14 protein-coding genes and 1 pseudogene are annotated in these 20201 nt (G+C 67.1%); 6 read left to right on the top strand and 9 right to left on the bottom strand.

The genetic code is table 11. The annotated features are described in order from the left end of the window. Positions 1 to 201 precede the first annotated feature (201 nt). Positions 202 to 753, top strand: coding sequence for a hydrolase (locus ACQ4OD_RS24570; RefSeq protein WP_198755758.1), 552 nt, complete (start codon positions 202 to 204; stop codon positions 751 to 753). Beyond that, a complete protein-coding gene (locus ACQ4OD_RS24565) occupies positions 750 to 1832 on the top strand; it encodes a DUF1615 domain-containing protein (RefSeq protein ID WP_430945087.1) in 1083 nt (360 codons plus the stop codon). Before ACQ4OD_RS24570 ends, ACQ4OD_RS24565 begins: the two co-directional genes overlap by 4 nt. Before the next feature lie 81 nt (positions 1833 to 1913). Here the strand turns inward: ACQ4OD_RS24565 and ACQ4OD_RS24560 are convergent, their stop codons facing one another. The 9 genes from ACQ4OD_RS24560 to ACQ4OD_RS24520 form a co-directional block, all read right to left on the bottom strand. Next, complete coding sequence (locus ACQ4OD_RS24560) at positions 1914 to 2783, bottom strand: metal ABC transporter substrate-binding protein (RefSeq protein ID WP_139670398.1); 870 nt, start codon at positions 2781 to 2783, stop codon at positions 1914 to 1916. Then, complete coding sequence (locus ACQ4OD_RS24555) at positions 2780 to 3679, bottom strand: metal ABC transporter permease (RefSeq protein WP_198755757.1); 900 nt, start codon at positions 3677 to 3679, stop codon at positions 2780 to 2782. Before ACQ4OD_RS24555 ends, ACQ4OD_RS24560 begins: the two co-directional genes overlap by 4 nt. After that, positions 3679 to 4425, bottom strand: a complete 747-nt coding sequence (locus tag ACQ4OD_RS24550; RefSeq protein ID WP_110703810.1) for a metal ABC transporter ATP-binding protein — start codon at positions 4423 to 4425, stop codon at positions 3679 to 3681. The genes ACQ4OD_RS24555 and ACQ4OD_RS24550 overlap by 1 nt, the downstream gene beginning before the upstream one ends. After that, on the bottom strand, positions 4422 to 5333 hold the full coding sequence (locus tag ACQ4OD_RS24545) for a metal ABC transporter substrate-binding protein (RefSeq protein ID WP_430945085.1): 912 nt from the start codon (positions 5331 to 5333) through the stop codon (positions 4422 to 4424). Before ACQ4OD_RS24545 ends, ACQ4OD_RS24550 begins: the two co-directional genes overlap by 4 nt. A gap of 10 nt (positions 5334 to 5343) precedes the next feature. Further along, the gene (locus ACQ4OD_RS24540) at positions 5344 to 5913 is read right to left on the bottom strand and encodes a DUF6162 family protein (RefSeq protein WP_430945084.1); all 570 of its coding nucleotides are present in this window, start codon (positions 5911 to 5913) and stop codon (positions 5344 to 5346) included. Beyond that, positions 5910 to 6227 (bottom strand): hypothetical protein, encoded by a 318-nt coding sequence (locus tag ACQ4OD_RS24535; protein ID WP_028692195.1) that lies wholly within the window; start codon positions 6225 to 6227, stop codon positions 5910 to 5912. Before ACQ4OD_RS24535 ends, ACQ4OD_RS24540 begins: the two co-directional genes overlap by 4 nt. Beyond that, entirely contained in the window at positions 6224 to 6760 is a 537-nt protein-coding gene (locus ACQ4OD_RS24530) for a thiamine pyrophosphate-binding protein (protein ID WP_094012606.1), read from the bottom strand. The genes ACQ4OD_RS24535 and ACQ4OD_RS24530 overlap by 4 nt, the downstream gene beginning before the upstream one ends. Further along, positions 6757 to 7941, bottom strand: a complete 1185-nt coding sequence (locus ACQ4OD_RS24525) for a PepSY-associated TM helix domain-containing protein (protein ID WP_110703804.1) — start codon at positions 7939 to 7941, stop codon at positions 6757 to 6759. Before ACQ4OD_RS24525 ends, ACQ4OD_RS24530 begins: the two co-directional genes overlap by 4 nt. Positions 7942 to 8054: 113 nt before the next feature. Continuing rightward, positions 8055 to 9248, bottom strand: a complete 1194-nt coding sequence (locus tag ACQ4OD_RS24520; RefSeq protein ID WP_430945083.1) for a PepSY-associated TM helix domain-containing protein — start codon at positions 9246 to 9248, stop codon at positions 8055 to 8057. A 246-nt stretch (positions 9249 to 9494) separates the two neighbouring features. Between ACQ4OD_RS24520 and ACQ4OD_RS24515 the strand changes: the two genes are divergently transcribed. The 4 genes and pseudogenes from ACQ4OD_RS24515 to ACQ4OD_RS24500 form a co-directional block, all read left to right on the top strand. Beyond that, positions 9495 to 10478: a TauD/TfdA family dioxygenase gene (locus ACQ4OD_RS24515; protein WP_430945082.1), complete on the top strand. Its 984-nt coding sequence runs from the start codon at positions 9495 to 9497 to the stop codon at positions 10476 to 10478. Positions 10479 to 10668: 190 nt separating this feature from the next. Continuing rightward, entirely contained in the window at positions 10669 to 14073 is a 3405-nt protein-coding gene (locus tag ACQ4OD_RS24510; protein WP_430945081.1) for an amino acid adenylation domain-containing protein, read from the top strand. After that, a pseudogene (locus tag ACQ4OD_RS24505) lies at positions 14070 to 19931 on the top strand (amino acid adenylation domain-containing protein); the annotation flags it as partial. The gene ACQ4OD_RS24510 and the pseudogene ACQ4OD_RS24505, both read left to right, overlap by 4 nt. Before the next feature lie 63 nt (positions 19932 to 19994). Further along, positions 19995 to 20201 (top strand): AMP-binding protein (locus ACQ4OD_RS24500; protein WP_430945086.1); only part of this gene is annotated, 207 nt, incomplete at its 3' end.

Below are 20201 nucleotides of genomic sequence, written 5' to 3'. Positions count from 1 at the left end.
GATGACGCAGCTGTCGCTAGCTGGGTAGGGCGCTAGACTCCTGAACGGCAACGGCAACGGCAACGGCAACGGCAACGGCAACGGCAACGGCAACGGCAACGGCAACGGCAACGGCAACGGCAACTTGCCCAGGTGCTGCTTTGATTGACGTCACCCCGCGCCTGGGTAAGGCTAGCCTTTTCCCCAGGCATGAGGCTGACAATGCTGATCGATCCTCGCAAGGCCACGCTGTTGGTCGTCGATATCCAGGAAAAGCTCATCGGCGCGATGAGCGATCCCGAGGGCACGGCGGCCCGCGCCCGCTGGCTGCTGGCGGCAACCGCCGAACTCGAGCTGCCCACCGTGATCTCCGAGCAGTATCCCAAGGGTCTGGGCCACACCCTGGCCACCCTCAAGGCCGCGGCGCCAGCCGCTGAGATTGTCGAGAAAATGCACTTCTCCTGCGTCGCCGCCGAATGCCTACCGCCCAGCCTGCTGGCGCGCGAGCAGGTGATCGTCTGTGGCATGGAGACCCATGTCTGCGTGCTGCAGACCGTGCTCGGCCTGCTGGCCCTGGGCAAGCAGGTGTTCGTGGTCGAGGATGCCTGCGACAGCCGCACCCCGGCCAGTAAGGCAGCGGGCCTGGCGCGCATGCGCGATGCCGGGGCGCAGGTGGTCACCCGCGAGATGGTGCTGTTCGAATTGCTGCGCAGCTCCAGCCATCCGCTGTTCCGCCAGATCAGCAAGACCTACCTGGTGGGGGAGCAACCCTGAACGGGCGTCTGTTGGCCTTCGGGCTGCTGGCACTGGGCCTGCTGCAGGGCTGCGCGGGGCGCCGCGAAGAGGCGCCGGAGGCCGACCCGGCCAAGGTCCGCGCCCAGCTCATGCGCCTGCTGCCGGCCCAGGTCAAGGACCGCCAGGGTTGGGCCGAGGATATCCAGGTGGCCTTTCAGGCCCAGGGCATCAGCCCGAGCAAGAGCAACCTGTGCGCCGTGCTGGCGGTGACCGAGCAGGAGTCCACCTTCAATGCCGACCCTCAAGTGCCAAACCTGGGCCGCATCGCCCGGGAAGAGATCGACCGCCGGGCAGCTCGGCTGCATGTGCCCCGGCTGCTGGTCGATGGCGCCTTGAACACGCCTTCGGCCAGCGGCAAGACCTACCAGCAACGCCTGCTCGCCGTGCGCAGTGAAAAGCAGTTGAGCGCCCTGTACGACGAGGTGATCGGTGGCCTGCCGCTGGGGCGTTCGCTGCTGGGCGGGCTGAACCCGGTGCGCACCGGCGGGCCGATGCAGGTCAGCGTGGATTTTGCCGAACAACACGCCAAAGGCTATCCCTACGACCACCCGGGCAGCATTCGCCAGGAAGTGTTCAGCCGCCGTGGCGGGATGTACTTCGGTATCGCCCATCTGCTGGGCTACCCCACCCATTACCCGCGCCAGCTGTACCGCTTCGCCGACTTCAACGCGGGTTGGTACGCCAGCCGCAACGCCGCGTTCCAGGCGGCGCTGAGCCGGGCCAGTGGGGGGCCGCTGGCGCTCGACGGCGACCTGATCGCCCCCGGCGCGATCATGCCCGGCACCACCGAGCAGGCGGCACGCAAGCTGGGGGCGAAGCTGGGGCTGCGCAATCCGCAGATCAGGGCGCAGCTGGAGAAAGAGAATGACCTGGCGTTGGAGGAGACCGAGCTCTACCACAAGGTCTTCGCCCTGGCCGAAGCCAAGGCTGGCAAGCCCTTGCCAAGGGCGGTGCTGCCGGGGATCGAGCTGAAGAGTCCGAAGATCACTCGCAAGCTGACCACGGCCTGGTTTGCCGGCAGGGTGGATGAGCGTTATCAGCGTTGCATGAAGCGCTGAAGCTGTCGCAGCGTGGGAGCGGGCTTGCCCCCCGATAGGGCCGGCATTGCAATCGCGGGTGCAAGCCCGCTCCCATGGCGATCAGCCCTGACCGAGCGCCTTGACCACCTGTTCGACACTGGCCTTGAGCCCGGCCACGGTATCGTCCGCGTCGCTCTCCACCACCAGCAGCTTCGCCCCGGCGGCGGCGATCACTTCTGCCACCTTGGCATCGGGCTGGCGATGGTGCAGCACCAGCGCCACGTCCTGCGCCTTGAGGTTGTCTCCAAGCGCCTTGAGCGCCGCTTCGTCCCACTTGTCGTCGGCCGGCAGCGCCTGCTCGACCACGTCCAGGTTCAGCCCGCTGGCCAGGTAGCCCAGGCGTTCGGACAGGCTGACCACGGTCAGGTTGTCGACCTCGGCCAGTCGCGTCTGGCTGTTGGCGGTCAGCTCCAGCATCTGCCGCTTGATACCGGCCAGGTTGGCCTGGATCTTCGCTTTGTCCGCTGGCGAAAGGCGCTCCAGGTCATTGGCCACCACGTCAGCCATGCGCCCCAGGTTGGTTGGGTTGAGCCAGGGGTAGGCGGCGAAGGCTTCGTCGCCCTTGACCGCGATGCCGGGCAGGGCGCCGTCCACCGGGCGCGCGGCGTCGATCTCGACGATACGGATATTGCTGCGCCGGGCCATGGGGTAGAGCGGGTCGTCGCGCCAGATCGAGCGCACGCCGATCACCGCGTCGGCCTGTTGCGCCACCTTCTGCAGGCTGGCGCCACCACGGCCGCTGAAATACGAAGGTTGACGGCTGGCCGGCAGGTTGGCCGGAGCGGCGCGCTTGAGCTGCACCGAGGTGCCCTCGAGCAAGGCGCTGGCCAGGCTGTGGGTCACCGGCAGGGTGGTCAGTACCTCGGTGGCGCCCGCCAGCAGCGGCAGGCCGCTCAGGGCCAAGGCCAGGGTGAGTTTTTTCAGGTTCATGCCGGGTTTCCTTGCAGGCGTGGGACGAGGGCGCGGGCCAGGGCGGCGAGGGCGAAGCAGATCCCGGCGACCAGGATGATCGCCGCGCCCGAGGGCACCGGCAGGTCGAAGACGATCGGCAGCAGGATGCCGAGCAACGTACTGAGGGTGGCGATGATCACCGAGACGAAGAAGAAGCCCTTGAGCGACTGGCTGACCAGCCGTGCCGCCGCCGCCGGGATCACCAGCAGGGCGCCGACCAGGATCGCGCCGATTACCTTGACCGAGGCCACGGTGACCAGGGTCACCAGCACCACGAACAGGTAGTCCAGGGTCTTCACCGCCACCCCGCGCACCGCCGCCAGCTGCGGGTTGAAACTGGCCAGCATGATGCGGTTGTACAACGGCAGTGCCAGCGCCAGCACCAGCACCGCGACGATGCCCAGCACCAGCAGGTCCTGGGCGCTGACGGTAAGCACCGAGCCGAACAGCACGTTCTCGAGGATGTGCACGTTGATCTTGCCGGCCAGCATCAACAACAAGCTTGCGCCCAGGGCCAGCGACACCGAGAGGAACACGCCGATCAGGGTGTCCGGCGACAGACCGGTGCGGTTGCGCAGGAAGTTGAGGAGGATGCCGAACAGCAGGCAGTAGCCGAACAGGCTGCCGTACGGGCCAGTGTAGGGCTCGCCGAGCAGGATGCCGATGGCCACCCCGGTGAGCGCCGCGTGGCCGACCGCCTCGGAGAAGAAGGCAAAGCGCTTGACCACCACCAGGGTGCCCAGGCCGCCGAGTACCGGGCCGATCATCACGCCCGCCAGCAGGGCGTTGACCACGAAGCCATAGGCCAGCGCCTCGGGCAGATAGCCAGCCGTGGCCCAGTCCTGGACCAGCTGGCGCAAGGATTCGAAACTCATCAGGCAAGGCTCTCGCTGCGCGGGTGGACGGAGAACAGCCCGAGCAGGCGCTCGGGAGTCAAGGCCTGGGCCGGCGGGGCGTCGAACAGCACCTGTCGGCTCAGCCCGGTGACGCGGTCGGCCAGACGCAGCACCGCTTCGAGGTCGTGCTCGATCCACAGCACGGTGGTGCCGGCCTGGCGCCAGCCGTGCAGCAGTTGCTCGAACACCTGGATACCGGCCTCGTCGAGGGCCGACATCGGCTCGTCCAGCACCAGCAACTGCGGTTCGGGGATCAGCCCCTGGGCCAGCAGCACGCGCTGGCGCTCGCCGCCGGAGAGGGCGCCCATGCGCCGCTTGCGCTTGTCGAGCATGCCCACCCGTTGCAGCGCCGCGTCGATTTCCGGGCGCACGCGCCGCGACAGGCCGAGGAACGCCGGACGGCGCTGGCACATGGCGGCCATGAAGTCGTCCACGGTCATCGGCAGGCCGCGGTCGAACTCCAGGGCCTGGGGCACGTAGCCGATCACCTCGCGCTCGCCGGGCCAGTGCAGGGTCAGCTGGCCCTGGTGCGGCATCTGCCCGAGCAAGGTCTTGATCAGCGAGCTCTTGCCGCCGCCGTTGGGGCCGACAATGGCGTGTACGCTGCCCGGGGCGACACTGAAACGCACGTTTTCGAGGATGCGCGTGCGGCCGAGGGTGAGGTCGATGCCGTCGAACTCGATGCGCGGCCCGCAGGCGCTGGTGAAGTTGGCGGCGGCGGTCACGTGCGGTTCTCCTGGATGGCCTGGACCACGGTGTCGAGGTTGCGCTTCATCTCCACCTCGTACTTCTCCTTGGTGTAGTCGCCGTAGGAAATGTGGGTGAGCGGGTATATGCGCACGCCGGACTCGCGGTGGATGGTGTCGACATAGGCCGAGGGGAAGTCCATCTCCGAGAAGATCACCTTCACGTCCAGCGCCTTGAGCTGGTCGATGGTCTTCTTCAGCTGCGCCGGGCTCGGCTCGATACCATGGGCAGGCTCCACCACGGCGGTGACTTCCAGGCCAAAGTCACGCACCAGGTAGTCGTAGGCAGCGTGGATGGTGGCCACGCGGAAGGTCGCGTCCGGCGCCTGGGTGACCTTGGCCAGGGCCTCGGCACGCAAGCCACGCAGGCGCTTGGCGTAGGCACGGGCATTTTGCGTATAGAGCCTGGCGTTGTCCGGATCGAGCTTGCCCAGTTCGCGGGCGATGTTGTTGACCTGGGCGATGGTGGCGCTGATCGACAGGAAGGTGTGCGGGTTGACCACCTTGCCGGCGCCGCGGGCGGCGATGCCGGTGGCCGCCAGCAGCGGCACGTTGGCGTTGGACTCGATGGTCCTGATGTCGGGCTTTTCGCTGGCGGCGATCATGCGGTCGGCGAAGTCGTCGTGGCCGACGCCGTTGAGCACGATCACGTCGAGGCTGCCGATGCGCTTGATGTCCTCGGCGCGCGGCTCGTAGGCATGCGGGTTGAAGCCGGCCGGGATCAGCGGCACCACTTCGGCCTTGTCGCCGACAATGTTGCTCACGTAGCTGTAGTAGGGATGCAGGGTGATGCCGATGCGCAGGGGCTTGCCGTTGTCGGCGAGGGCCAGGGCGGGCAGGGCGCAGGCCAGGAGCAGCGCCAGGGTGTGGCGGGCGAAGCGGAGCATGGGCAGGTCCTTAGTGACGGTGTTGGCGGGTGACCCCGGCGTCGTAGTGGGTGACGATCTGCTGCCAGCCGGCGGCGATCAGCGCATCGCTGTCCAGCGCGTCCGGGGGCAGGGCGGTGCTGTCGCGGCGCAGCCAGATATCCGGCTGGGCATCGCTCGCGGCTGGCAGGATCACCAGGAAGCTGCCGGCCACCTGGGCGTCCTGGCTGCGTCCAAGGTAGGCACCGTTGGCCAACAACGACCACTGGTGGCTGCCGCGGCTCTGGCTGCTGGCGTCGCTGACGAAGGGTGGCAGCCCCTCGTCGGCCAGGGCTTGGGCATCCGGGGCGGCGCCATTGTCCTCGCGCAGTGCGCGGATCTCCTCGACGGCCACCCACAGGTCGGTGTGGATGCCCTGTTCGGCGGCATTGAGGTCGCGGCGGGCGTCAAGCTGGTGGGCGGCGATGGCCTGTTCATCCTCGCGTTCGCCGCGCACGGCCACCACGCTTGCGGCCAGCACCACGATCAGCACGGCGGCCAGCAGCACGTAGAGGGTCTCGTGCCCGGCACCGGCCGGGCGCACCACCTGGGCGCGGCTCATGGCGCACCGATGTCGGCGTGGTCGACTTCCACCACGTGGCCGGGGCCGGCGTCGAACAGCACGTAGAACTCGCCGTCGGGGCGCTTGAAGGTCAGGGTCGAGTCATCGCCGAGCTTGCTCGCCACCAGCACTTGTTCGTCGTAGCCGATCACGTCCAGGGTCACCCCCGGTGCGCCGCTGCCGTCGGAGAAACCGCCCTTGCAGGTGATCTGCTCGCCGTGCTCGGTGCACTCGCACATGGGGTTGTGCGCCAGCGCCGGGGTGGCGGCCAGGGCCAAGAGGGGCAGGGCCAGCCTGCGCATCAGCTGTTTCATTTGTTGCCTCCTTGTTTTTCAAGCCAGGCCGCGGTGGCGGGGGATGCCTTGGCCAGCGGCACCGAGGCCTGGTACATCTTGCCGTCCCAGCCTTCGATGGTGATCCAGATGTCGGCGTCGGGGCGGGTGCGTGGCGGGATCGGCAACGAGGTGCCCATGCGCGCCGGCGCGCCGAAGAAGATCGTGCCGGCGGCGCGCAGGCTGCGCGGCTTGCCCACCCGCAGGTAGATGGCCTTGGCGCCGTCGTTGCAGTTGCCGCAGGCGGCGTTGAAAGCCTTGAAGTAGCCGGCCGGGCCTTCGGCGCGCGGGGCTTCGTCGCGCAGCTCGGCCAGGTCCAGTGTCCAGCGCCCGACCTGGACGTCCTGGATGATGTTGGCGCCCAGGCCGCTGTCGCCGCGGAACAGGCTGGCGTCGGCGAAGTACTTGGGCATGAAGCCCAGCGGCACGAGGATCAGCAGGATGTTCAGGTGGAAGCGCCATTTCAGCCACAGCTGCTTCAGGCCGCTGGGCGGCAGGGTGTCGGTCTGGCTCAAGAGTGGGCCTCCAGGGTGATTGGGCGCGCCGGGCGTTCGCCGCGCTTGAGGGCGGCGCGGGTGGCCTGGGCGGTGCGTTTGGTCCAGATCAGCAGGCCGCTGAACACCATCAAGGTCAGCACCAGGCCGAAGAAGAACCAGATCAGCTTGATCGCCAGGCCACCGAAGTCACCGGTGTGCAGGGGGCGCATGGATTCGGTGACGAACTCCAGGGCCGAGCGGTCGCCGAGCAGGAACTGGGCGTCGACGTTGCGCGTGTAGGGGTTGACCTCGGCGGTCTGGAACATCAGCGGGTACCAGCCGCGGCCGCCCATGCTGTAGTGGCTGTAGGCGGTGGCGGGCAGCGAGATGAAGCTGACGTCCAGGCCCGGGACCGCCTGGGTGGCGATGCGCGCCGCCTCGTCCAGGTCGATGCGTGGCGCCGGGCTGCCGTCGGGGGTTTGCGGGACCTGCTGGCGGGCGATCACCGGCGTGACGGGCTCGCTGGAAATCGTCACGTGATTGTCGCCGAGGATCGCCTGGATCAGGAACCAGGTGCCGGTGATGGAGATCACCGCGATGAACCAGATCGACCACACGCCGGCCAGGCGGTGCAGGTCGCCCCAGAAGATCCGCCGGCCATGGCCGGTGCGCACGGGCTTGAAGAAGCCGCGCCAGAATTTCTTGTACACCACCAGCCCGGTGACCAGCGAGGCGAGCATCGGCAGCCCGAGCAGCGACACCAGGTACCAGCCCCAGCTGTAGCCGTTGCTGAAGGGCACCAGCCACCAGCCGTGCAGGGCGCGGGTGAAGGCTTCGAAGTCGAAGTCCGGGCGCTGGCCCTGGATGGCCCCGCTGTACGGGTTGACGTAGAGCAGCGCGTTGGTGCCGTCGGCGCGGGTCACCGAGGCCTGCAGGGCGAAGTGCGAACCGTCCGGCTGGCTGAAGAAACGCACCGCCAGGTCCGGTTCGGCCTTGTGCATCGCGTCGAGCACTTGCTGGTAGCTCAGGCGCTGGCTGTCGTCGTCGGGCTTGCTGGCGCGCACGTCGGCGTTGGCCAGCCAGACGATTTCCTGGCTGACCACCGCGAGCATGCCGGTGAAGCAGACGATCAGGACGAAGAACCAGATCGGCAGGGCAAGCCAGCTGTGCACCAGAAACCACAGCTTGGAATTGGATTTCTTTCTCGATTGTCGGGCCATCGGTCGGTCTTCTGCATAAAAAATACGGTCGAGTCTGTGCTCAACCTTGAGGGCTGCATAAGTAAGGACGAATGAGAATCAGAAAGCTGCCAAAGCAAATGAAAGAAAATGTTTCAAGAACTGGACGTGACCTCCGTTGCAACCGGCTGCTTGGCCGTGCGCGTCTGCTTTTGGCTGCGCTTGAGCGCGTTGGCGGTGGCCAGGGCGGTACGTTTGCTCCAGATCAGCAGGCCGCTGAGCACCATCATGCTCAGCAGCAGGCCGAAGAAGAACCAGATCAGCTTGGTGGTCAGGCCGGCGAACTCGCCGGTGTGCAACGGGCGCATGGACTCGGTGACGATTTCAACCGCCTTGCGATCGCCCAGCAGGCGGCTGGCTTCCATCTTGCCGGTATAAGGGTTGATCTCGGCTTTCTGGTACACCAGTGGATACCAGCTCATGCCACCGATGCTCAGATGGGCATAGGCGTTGCTGGGGAAGCCGACGTAGTCGACGGTGAAGCCCGGGATTTCGCGCTGGGTGATCCTGACGGCCTCGTCCGGGCTGATCATCGACGTCGGACTGCCGTCGGCGGTCAGTGGCACCGTCTCCCGTGCCACCACCGGCACGATGGGCTGGCTGGAGATGGCGATATGGTTGTCGGCGAGCAGGGCCTTGATCAGGAACCAGGTGCCGGTGATGGAAATCACCGCGATGAACCAGATCGACCAGATGCCGCTCAGGCGGTGGAAATCGCCCCAGAAGATCCGCGCGCCCTGATTGAACCGCAAGGTTGGCTTGAAGAAACCTTTCCAGAAACGTTTGTAGATCACCAGGCCGGTGACCAGCGAAGCCAGCATCGGCAGCCCGAGCAGTGACACCAGGTACCAGCCCCAGCTGTAGCCATTGGTGTGCGGCACCAGCCACCAGCCGTGCAGGGCGCGGGTGAATTCCTCGAAGTTGAACTGCGGGGGAACGCCCTGGATATGCCCGGTGTAGGGGTTGACGTAGACCCTCAGCGTGCGGCCGTCAGGGTAAGTGACATCCGACAGCATGGCGAAGTGCGACTCGCTCAGGGTCATCAGGCTGGCCACGGCGATGCCGGGCTCGTCGCGCTGCATGGCCACCAGCAGCTCGTCGTAGGACAACCGCCGGGCGTCATCCGAAGGCGGATTGGCGCGGGTTTCCGGATTGGCCAGCCAGACGATCTCCTTGCTGATCACCGCCAGGGTGCCGGTGACGCAGACGATGAGCACGAAGAACCAGATGGGCAGCGCCAGCCAGCTGTGCACGAGGAACCAGATTTTCGAGCGTGACTTTTTCGACATGGGTACACAGTGTCAATGGCGAATTAAGGGGCGGATTGCCCGGCCGTATCAGAAAGAGACGCATGAGCAGGGCAAAACCTGATGGGGTAATTGCAAGCAAGTGTTTCCAGGTTGCCCTGCCTGTTGCTGCGGGTTCCTGCGCAGGGACTAATTTGCCTGCGCCCCGAAACGTCCCCCTATCACCGGATGCGAGCGTGCCCCTGGGCCGTCGCTCCCTTTTCCTTAGGTGTGTACAGGAGGCCCGTCATGGGTGTTGCTGTGGGATTTACAGTGCGTCCGCTCTTGCCGGAGCAGGGACGTTTGCCATTGCTGGTGGAGGCCGGTGACGACGACACCAGCCTGCTGGACGTGTTCGATGAGCTCAAGGTGCTGGTGGACGAGCACCTGTTGCGCGATGGCGGCATCCTGTTCCGTGGTTTCCGCCTGGAGGGCGCCGAGCAATTCCGTCAGTTCGCCGCCAGTTTCGGCCATCCGCTGCTCAACTACGAGTTCGGCTCCACGCCGCGCACCAACGTCACCCAGGGGGTCTACACCTCCACCGAGTATCCGGCGCACCAGCATATTCCGTTGCACAACGAGCAGGCGTACTCGCGCGATTGGCCGATGAAAATCTGGTTCTACAGCATGATCGCGGCAAAGTCCGGCGGCCAGACGCCGATTGCCGACAGTCGCGAGGTCTATCGCAGAGTGCCGGCGCACATTCGCGAGCGCTTCGTCAGCAAGGGCCTGATGTATGTGCGCAATTTTGGCAACGGGCTGGATGTGTCCTGGGAGGATGTGTTCAATACCGAGGATCCGCAGGAGGTCGAGGCCTACTGCAAGGCCCATGGCATCACCTGTGAATGGAAGGATGACGGTGAGCTGCGCACGCGCCAGGTATGCCAGGCGGTGGCCGAGCACCCGGTCACCGGCGACAAGGTCTGGTTCAACCAGGCGCACCTGTTCCATATTTCCAACCTGCCGCCCGAGGTGCGGGAAAGCCTGCTGGACATCGTCGACGAGGAAGACCTGCCGCGTAACGTCTACTACGGTGACGGTTCGCCCATCGAGGATGAGGTGCTCGACGAGATCCGTGCGGTGCTCGAGGACTGCAAGATCAGCTTCCTCTGGCAGGAAGGCGACGTGATGATGCTCGACAACATGCTCGCCGCCCATGCCCGCGCGCCATTCGAAGGCCCGCGCAAGGTGATTGTGGCGATGGCCGAGGGGCACTCGCTGGGCCAGGCCTGACCTGTCGATCCAGGGGCTGCTGCGCAGCCCATCGCCGCGGTTCGTCGCCACGACAAGCCGCGGCGATGGGGCGCGCAGCGGCCCCAATATCATCGGTTTGGGCGCACGCTAAATCATCCCCCCGCCCATTCGTTCTTGTTGATGCGCCCGGACCTTCCGGTCGCGCCGCCGATCAGCAAGGACCCCACACATGAATGCCGCAGACGCCCAGAAACTTTCCCGCCGTTTCATCGAGTTGCCCCTGGACAAGCGTCGCTTGTTCCTCGAAGGGATGCGACGCGAGGGTATCGATTTCGCGCAGTTGCCCATGTCTTCCTGTGTCGGCCTGAGCGAGCGCGACGGCCTGTCCTACGCTCAGCAGCGCATGTGGTTCCTCTGGCAGCTGGAACCCCACAGTGCCGCCTACAACCTGCCGATGGCCGTGCGCCTGGAAGGCGAGCTGCAGGTCCAGGCACTGGAGCGGGCCTTCACCTTGCTGGTCGGCCGCCACGAATGCCTGCGCACCACCTTCGCCCAGGACGGCGAGCGCGCCGTGCAGCGGGTAGCCGAGCCAACGCCGGTAGGCATCCAGCTGTTCGACCTGGCCGATCTGCCCGAAGCCACGCGCTGGGAGCGCGCGCACCAGCAGATGGCGGCCCAGGCGACCCAGGCCTTCGACCTCGAGCGCGGCCCGCTGTTCGGCATCGCCCTGCTGCGCCTGGCGCCCCAGGAGCATGTGCTGCTGCTGACCCTGCATCACATCATCGCCGACGGCTGGTCGATGAACGTCCTGATCGACGAATTCATGCGCAGCTACGACGCCCTGGTGGTGGGGCGCGAGCCTGCGCTGGCGGAAATCAAGGTGCATTACCGCGACTACGCACTGTGGCAGCGCAGCTGGCTGGAGGCTGGTGAGCGTGAGCGCCAGCTGGACTACTGGCGCGAGCAGCTGGGCGACGAGCACCCATTGCTGGAGCTGCCGACCGACCGGCCTTATCCGGCCCAGCCCAGCCATCTGGGCGAGCGCCTGGAGCTGGTGCTCGACGTTGGCCTGCGCGAAGATCTCAAGCAACTGGCCCAGCAGCACGGCGTGACGCTCTCCACGGTGCTGCTGGCGGTGTTCAAGACCCTGCTGTACCGCTACAGCGGGCAGGCCGACATCCGCGTCGGCGGCCTGATCGCCAACCGCAACCGCAGCGAAACCGAGGGGCTGGTCGGCTTCTTCGTCAATACCCAGGTGCTGCGCAGCCAGTTCACCGCGCAGACGCCGTTCAGCGACCTGCTGCGCAGCCTGCACCAGGCCTCGGTCGGTGCCCAGGCGCACCAGGACCTGCCGTTCGACGCGCTGATCGAAGCCCTGCAGCCCCAGCGCAGCCAAAGCCACACGCCGCTGTTCCAGGTGATGTTCAACCACCAACCGCTGGTCACCGACCTCAAGGACGTGCGCCTGGACTGCGGCCTGCGCGTGGGCTACCTGAGCGCCGAGCAACTGGCCGGCAGCCGCCGCCAGCATGCGGCCACCAGTGACCTGATGCTCGATACCCGCGAGGAGGGCGAGCAGGTGTTCGCCGCCTTCACCTATGCCACCGATATCTTCGATGAAGCCACCATCAGTGCCCTGGCCGGGCACTGGCGCAACCTGCTGCGCGCGGTGTGCAACGATCCGCGCCAGCGCCTGGGCGAGCTGCCGATGCTGGCCGAGGCCGAACGCCAGGCATTGCTGTGCCCGGTGGCCGATGTGGCACCGTGGGAGCCGGTGCAGCGCCTGTTCGAAACCCAGGCCGCGCGCAGCGGCGAGGCCCTGGCGCTGATCCTGGCCAATGGCGCCGAGGCGCCGTCGATGCGCTATGCCGAGCTCAACACCCGGAGCAATCGCCTGGCCCATTTCCTGCGTCGCCAGGGCGTTGGCCCCGACAGCCTGGTCGGCGTGGCCCTGGATCGCTCGCTGGACCTGGCCGTGGCCCTGCTGGCCGTGCTCAAGGCCGGTGGCGCCTATGTGCCGCTGGACCTGCAGGCCCCATCCGAGCGCCTGGACCACGTACTCGAGGACAGCGGCCTGCAGTGGCTGTTGACCACTTCCGGGCAGTTGCCCGGCTTGCCGGCGCGGGAGGCAGTGCGTTGCCTGTGCCTGGACCAGCTGGCACTGGCGGACGAGCCGGCCGCTGACCTGCCGCTGACCGTCGTGCCCGACAACCTGGCCTATGTGATCTACACCTCCGGCTCCACCGGCCGGCCCAAGGGCGTGGCGATCAGCCACGGCGCCTTGAGCGAGTTCATCGCCCGCGCCATCGACTACAGCGACCTGCGCGAAGGCGACCGGGTGCTGCAGTTCGCCACCAGCAGCTTCGATGGTTTCGTCGAGCAGTTCTTCCCGCCGCTGTGCCATGGCGCCTGCGTGGTGCTGCGCGATACCCGCCTGTGGGACAGCGCCGCCCTGCACGAAGTGCTGATCGAGCACGGGGTGACTCTCGCCGACCTGCCGGCCGCCTACTGGTACTGGCTGGTGCAGGACTTCGCCGCGCGTCCGCCGGCCAGCTACGGCGGGCTGCGCCAGATCCACGTCGGCGGCGAGGCAATGGCGGTGGACGGGCTGCGCCTGTGGCAACTGGCAGGGCTGGGCCATGTGCGGCTGCTCAACACCTATGGTCCGACCGAGGCCACGGTGGTTTCGACCATTCACGACTGCACCGGGCTCGGCCACGAGGCAGTGTCCTGGCGTGGCATCCCCATTGGCCAGGGTCTGGCGCAGCGTCGCCTGTACATCCTCGATGATGACCTCGAACTGCTGCCCCAGGGCGCGGTGGGCGAGTTGTACATCGGCGGCCCGGGCCTGGCCCGTGGCTACCACGGCCAGCCGTCACTGACTGCCCAGCGCTTCGTCGCCGATCCGTTCGCCCAGGGCGAACGCCTGTACCGCACCGGCGACCGCGCGCGCCTGGGCAGCGATGGCGCAATCGAATACATCGGCCGCGTCGATCACCAGGTCAAGGTGCGCGGTTTCCGCATTGAACTCGGCGAGATCGAGGCGCGCCTGCAACAGTGCCCGGGGGTTCGCGAAGCGGTGGTGCTGGCCTTGCCGATGACCGGCGGCCTGCAACTGGTGGCCTATGTGGTGCCTGACGCCGCCGAACAGGATGCCGCCGAACAGGCGCGCTTGCGCCAGCAGGTACGCAGCCTGCTCAAGGCCCGCCTGCCCGAGTACATGGTGCCCGGCCACCTGCTGCTGTTGCCGCGCCTGCCCCTCACGCCCAGCGGCAAGCTGGACCGCAAAGCCCTGCCGGCGCCGGACCCTAGTGCGCTGCAGGCCGAGTACCGGGCGCCGCAGAGCGCCGTCGAGCAACAACTGGCGCAGATCTGGATGCAGGTGCTGAACGTGCCGAAGGTTGGCCTGGACGATCACTTCTTTGAACTCGGCGGGCACTCGTTGCTGGCCGCCCAGGTGCTGGCGCGGATCAAGGATCAGCTGGGCCTGGTGCTGCCGTTGCGCAGCCTGTTCGAACAACCGGCGCTGGGTGACCTGGCCGCCGAGCTGGCCCGGCTGCAGGGCGGCGATACGGATGATGACTGGTCGGATATGGACGCGTTCCTGGGTTCCTTGGAAGGGGTTGAGGCATGAGTGGCAACATGGCGGTACGCATTGCGAAACGGTTCGTCAGCCTGCCCCTGGAGCAGCGCCGGCAGTTCCTCGCCAAGCTGCGTGAGGACGGCAAGGACTTCAGCCTGTTGCCGGTGGTCGAGTCACGGCACGAGTTCGCCAGCATCCCCTTGTCCTTCGCCCAGCAGCGCCTGCTGTTCCTCTGGCAGCTGGAGCCGCACAGCGCGGCGTACAACATGGCTGCTGGCCTGCGCCTGAGCGGCCGGCTCGATGTGTCAGCACTGCAGCGCTCATTCGACTACCTGGCGACGCGCCACGAGGCGCTGCGCACGGTGTTCCAGGTCGAGGGTGAACAGCCGCGCCAGGTGATCCTCGATCATCTGGCCGTGCCCCTGGAACAGGTCGACCTCACCGCCATCGCCACTGACCAGCGTGAGGCCGAGCTGGCCACGCGGGTGCGCGAGGCCAGTCACCAGTCGTTCGACCTGCTGCACGGCCCGCTGCTGCGTGCCACCCTGTACCGGCTGGCGGCCGAGGACTATGTGCTGCTGGTGTGCATGCACCACATCGTCTCCGACGGCTGGTCGATGGATGTGATGGTCAAGGAGTTCGTGCACAGCTACCAGGCGTTCAGCCAGAGCCAGGCGCCGCAGTTGCCGGCGCTGGCGGTGCAGTACGCCGACTACGCCATCTGGCAGCGCAGCTGGCTGGAGGCCGGGGAGGGCGAGCGCCAGCTCGACTACTGGCGCCAGCAGCTGGGCGAGGAGCAACCGCTGCTGGAGGTCGCCGCAGACTACCCGCGTCCACTGGCCCAGAGCTTCGATGGCCAGACCCTGGGCTTCGACTTTGGCGTCGAGCTGTCCCGACGCCTGGGCGGCTATGCCCGCGCGCAGGGCATGACCCTGTTCATGCTGGTGCTGACCGGTTTCTCGCTGTTCCTGTCGCGCCAGGCCGGGCAGCGCGATATCCGCATCGGCGTACCCAACGCCAACCGCGGCCGTGCCGAGGTCGAGGGGTTGATCGGCTTCTTCGTCAACACCCAGGTGCTGCGCTGCCAGGTGGACGAGCGCCTGAGCTTCGATGACCTGCTGGCCCAGGTGCGCGAAGCGGTACTCGGCGCCCAGGCGCATCAGGAACTGCCGTTCGAGCAACTGGTGGACGCATTGGTGCCGGAGCGCAACCTCGGCCACAATCCGCTGTTCCAGGTCAAGTTCAACCAGAACGTCGGCATGCAGCGCCAACGCTCGCTGGCCTTGCCGGGCCTGAGTGTCGCCGAGTACCCGCTGGACAAGGTCGGCACCCACTTCGACCTGGCGCTGGACATCACCGACGACGGCCAGCTGATCCATGGCGAAATGACCTTCGCCAGCGACCTCTACCAGCGTTCGACCGTAGAGGCCTTCATTCCGGCCTTCATCGAGTTGCTGGGCCAGCTGCTCGACGCCCCGCAGTTGCCGCTGCACCGCCTGGCCGCGCCGCTGCGCAGCGAGCAGGCGCCGCAGCGTGAGGTGCCGGCGCTGGTGCTGGAACACTGGCAGCAGCAGGTGCACCGGCAGCCCGAGGCGCTTGCCGCTTGCAGCCTGGAGCAGAGCCTGAGCTTCGCCGCTCTGGACCAGGCCGCCAACCGCCTGGCCCATCACCTGCAACAGCAGGGTGTGGTCAGCGGCCAACCGGTCGTGGTGCTGATGGAGCGTTCGCTGGACTGGCTGACCTGCATGCTCGGTATCCTCAAGGCTGGCGCCGTGTACATGCCGCTGGACACCAAGGCGCCTGAAACGCGCCTGCGGCAGATGCTCGACGCCGCGCAAGCCAAGGTGCTGCTGTGTGCCGCCGGCGATGCGCGGCTGACCAGCCTGGCCGCCGCCAATCGCCTGACCTTGGCCTATGTCCCCGAACAATGGCAGGACCTGCCGGCCAACGCGCCGGCGCTCACGCTGTGGGCCGAATCGCCGGCCTATGTGATCCACACCTCCGGCTCCACTGGTCAGCCGAAGGGCGTACTGGTCAGCCATGGCGCCCTGGCCAGCTACGTCGCCGGCCTGCTCGAACGCCTGGCGCCTGCGCCGGGGGCGAGCATGGCGCTGGTCTCGACCATCGCCGCCGACCTGGGCCACACCGTGCTGTTCGGTGCCCTGTGTTCCGGACGCCTGCTGCATGTACTGCCCGAAGCGCTGGGCTTCGACCCGGACGCCTTCGCCCGCTACATGGCCGAACACCAGGTCGGTGTGCTGAAGATCGTCCCCGGCCACCTGGCGGCGTTGCTGCAAGCCGGCAACCCCGCAGATGTGCTGCCCGAGCATGCACTGATCGTCGGTGGCGAGGCCTGCACGCCAGCCCTGGTGGAGCAGGTACGCCGGCTCAAGCCGGGCTGCCGCCTGATCAACCACTATGGCCCGAGCGAGACCACGGTCGGCGTGCTGACCCATGAAGTGGCCGCGCTCGCTGAGGGCGCCCGTGCCGTGCCGGTGGGTGAGCCCTTGCCGGGCGCCCATGTGCTGCTGCTCGACGATGTGCTCAACCCGGTGGCCGATCAGGTCGCCGGTGAGCTGTACATCGGTGGCGCCAGCGTGGCCCAGGGTTACCTGGGCCAGCCGGGCCTGACCGCCGAACGCTTCCTGCCGGACCCGACGCGGCCTGGCCAGCGCTTGTACCGCAGTGGCGACCGGGTGCGGCGCAATCGTTCGGGCCAAGTGGAATTCATCGGCCGCGCCGACGACCAGGTCAAGGTGCGCGGTTATCGCGTTGAACCGGCCGAGGTGGGGCGGGTGCTGCGGGGGCTGGACGGGGTCGCCGAGGCGGTCGTCTTGGCGCAGCCGGTGGAAGGCGACGAAAGCCGTCTGCAGCTGGTCGGCTGGTGCGTGGGCCAGGGGCTGCAGGGTGAAGCCTTGCGCCAGCAACTGCAGGATCGACTGCCGGACTACATGGTGCCGGCGCAGATCCTGGTCCTGGACCGCCTGCCGCTGACCGCCAACGGCAAGCTGGACAAGCGCGCCTTGCCGGCGCCGGGCGTCGCCCGGCGTCAGTACACCGCGCCGGTCGGCGAGATCGAAGAGGCCCTGGCGGCCATCTGGGCCGAGGTGCTCAAGCTCGACCAGGTCGGCAGCACCGACAACTTCTTCGAGCTGGGCGGCGACTCGATTCTGAGCCTGCAGATCATCGCTCGGGCCAAGCGCCAGGGCATCAAGCTCAGCCCCAAGCAGCTGTTCGAAAAACAGACCATCGGCCAGCTGGCGGCGGTGGCCAAGCGCATCGAGAAAAAGGCCGTGGCGGTCGAGCAGGTCAGTGGTTCGATGCCATTGCTGCCGATCCAGGCACGCTTCTTCGAAACCGCTATCCCTGAGCGCCAGCACTGGAACCAGGCCCTGCTGCTCAAACCGACCCAGGCCCTTGGCGCTGACCACCTGCAAGGCGCATTGCAGGCGCTGGTCGCTCAGCACGATGCCTTGCGGCTGCGCTTCACCCAGGGCGAGGCCTGGCAGGCCGAATTCCAGCCCACCAAGGCCGACGATATCCTCTGGGTTCGTCAACTGAGTGACCTGGCCGAGCTGCCGGCCTTGGCCGATCAGGCCCAGCGCAGCCTCGACCTGGCCCAGGGGCCGCTGCTACGAGCGCTGCTGGTAGAGCTGCCTGAAGGCCAGCAGCGCTTGCTGCTGGTGATCCACCACCTGGTGGTCGACGGTGTGTCCTGGCGGGTACTGCTGGAAGACCTGCAACTGGCCTACACGGCCCTGGCCGCCGGCAAGGCCGTGACGCTGGCAGCCAAGAGCAGCTCGCTCAAGGCCTGGGCCGAGCGCCTTGGCGCCTATGCCCGCAGCCCGGAACTGCTGGCCGAGGCCGAACACTGGCTGCGCGGCCTTGAAGCCGCTGGCGGCGAGTTGCCCCGCGATAACCCGGCGGGCGCCCAGACCAATCGTCACGTCGCCCATGCCTCGTCACGCCTGGACGCCACGCTGACCCGCAAACTACTGCAAGTGGCGCCCGCCGCCTACCGCACCCAGGTCAACGACCTGCTGCTGGCGGCCTTGTCACGGGTACTGTGCGACTGGACCCGAGAGGATTCGGTACTGATCCAGCTCGAAGGCCATGGCCGCGAAGACCTGTTCCCTGAGCTGGACCTCAGCCGCACCCTGGGCTGGTTCAGCAGCCTGTTCCCGGTACGCCTGACGCCGGCCCAAGGGCTTGGCGAGGGGCTGTGCGCAATCAAGGAACAACTGCGTTCGGTGCCGAACAAAGGCATCGGCTATGGTGTGCTGCGCTATCTCGGCGAGCCCGATCTGCGCGAGCGTCTGGCGGCATTGCCGCAGCCACGGGTGACCTTCAACTACCTGGGCCAGTTCGACGGCAGCTTCGCAGAGGTTGAAGGTGCCTTGTTCACCCCGGCCAGCGAGGGCAGTGGCGCCACACAGGGCCTGGACAGCCCACTGGGCAACTGGCTCGGCATCAACGGCCAGGTCTACCAGGGCGAGCTGGAGCTGGACTGGAGCTTCAGCCGTGAGATGTTCCACCCAGAGACCATCGAAGCCCTGGCGCGCCGCTACGAGCAGGTGCTTGCCGAATTGGTCGAGCATTGCGCCCAAGCGCCGCACCAGGGCGTCACGCCATCGGACTTCCCGCTGGCCGAGCTGACCCAGGCGCAACTGGACAGCCTGCCGCTGGCGGCCGGGGAAATCGAAGACCTCTATCCGCTGTCGCCGATGCAGCAGGGTATGTTGTTCCATAGCCTTTATGAGCAGGAAGCAGGCAACTACATCAACCAGCTGCGCGTGAACGTGCGGGGCCTGAACGTGGCGCGCTTCCGCGCGGCCTGGCAGGCGGTGGTGGACAATCACGAAGTGCTGCGCAGCTGCTTCCCGCAGGACCTGCCGTTGCCTGTGCAAGTGGTACGGCGCCAGGTGCAGGTGCCGTTCGTCGAGCTCGACCAGGCCCAGGATCCGGACGCAGTGGCCCAGGCCGAGCGCCAGGCTGGCTTCGACCTGGCCAGCGGCCCGCTGCTGCGCCTCACATTGATCCGCACGGCTGACGGCGGCCATCACCTGATCTACACCAGCCACCATATCCTGATGGACGGCTGGAGCAGCTCACGCCTGCTCGGCGAGGTGCTGCAGCGTTACAGCGGCGTCGCCCCGAGCGCCAGGACCAGCCGCTACCGCGACTATATCCAGTGGCTGCAAGGCCAGGACCAGCAGGCCAGCGAAACCTTCTGGCGCGCCCAGGTGGCCGAGCTGGACGAGCCAACGCGACTGGTACAGGCGTTCAAGTCCTCGGCCCAGGGACAAGGCCATGGCAGCCTGGCGCTGCGCTTCGAGCCGCAACAGACCCAGCAGTTGGCGGACTTCGCCCGGGAGCAGCGGGTCACCCTCAATACCCTGGTCCAGGCCGCGTGGCTGTTGCTCTTGCAACGCTACACCGGCCAGGCCAGCGTGACCTTCGGCGCCACCGTGGCCGGCCGTCCGGCGGAGCTCGCGGGCGTCGAGGAGCAGCTGGGGTTGTTCATCAACACCTTGCCGGTGGTCGCCAGCCCGCGCCCGGAACAGACCGTCGGCGACTGGGTGCAGCAGGTGCAGGCGCTGAACCTGGCCCTGCGCGAGCACGAGCACACGCCGCTGTACGAGATCCAGCGCTGGGCCGGCTGGAGCGGCGAAGCACTGTTCGACAACATTCTGGTATTCGAGAACTACCCGGTTGCCGAGGCGCTGCAACAGGGCGCGCCGCAAGGCCTGCAGTTCGGCGAGGTGCAGAACCAGGAACAGACCAACTACCCGTTGACCCTGGTGGTACAGGTGGGTGAGCGCCTGGAGGCGAGCTTCAGTTTTGATCGCCAGTGCTTCAGCGAGCTGGCCATCGACCAGTTGGCGGGGCACTTCCAGCACCTGCTCGCGCAGTTGGCGGCTGATGGTCGGCGTGCCCTGGGTGCGCTTAGCCTGCCGGTGGAAGACCAGCAGATGGTTGCCAGCTATCCAACTACGGCTTGCACCCAGGAGCTGATCGAAGCGCAGGCGGCGCGTACGCCTGAAGCGATCGCCGTGACCTTTGCCGGCCAGGCGCAGAGTTATGACCAGCTCAACCGCCGTGCCAACCGCCTGGCGCACAAGCTGCGCGCGCAGGGCGTGGGGCCGGATGTGCTGGTGGGCATCGCGGTGGAGCGCGGT

Origin of the sequence: Pseudomonas sp. WC1, from assembly GCF_050586565.1 — a bacterium.
In the GTDB taxonomy this organism is placed as follows: Bacteria; Pseudomonadota; Gammaproteobacteria; order Pseudomonadales; family Pseudomonadaceae; genus Aquipseudomonas.
Note: the sequence above shows the minus strand (reverse complement) of the source record. Positions and strands in the feature narration are given on the sequence as shown.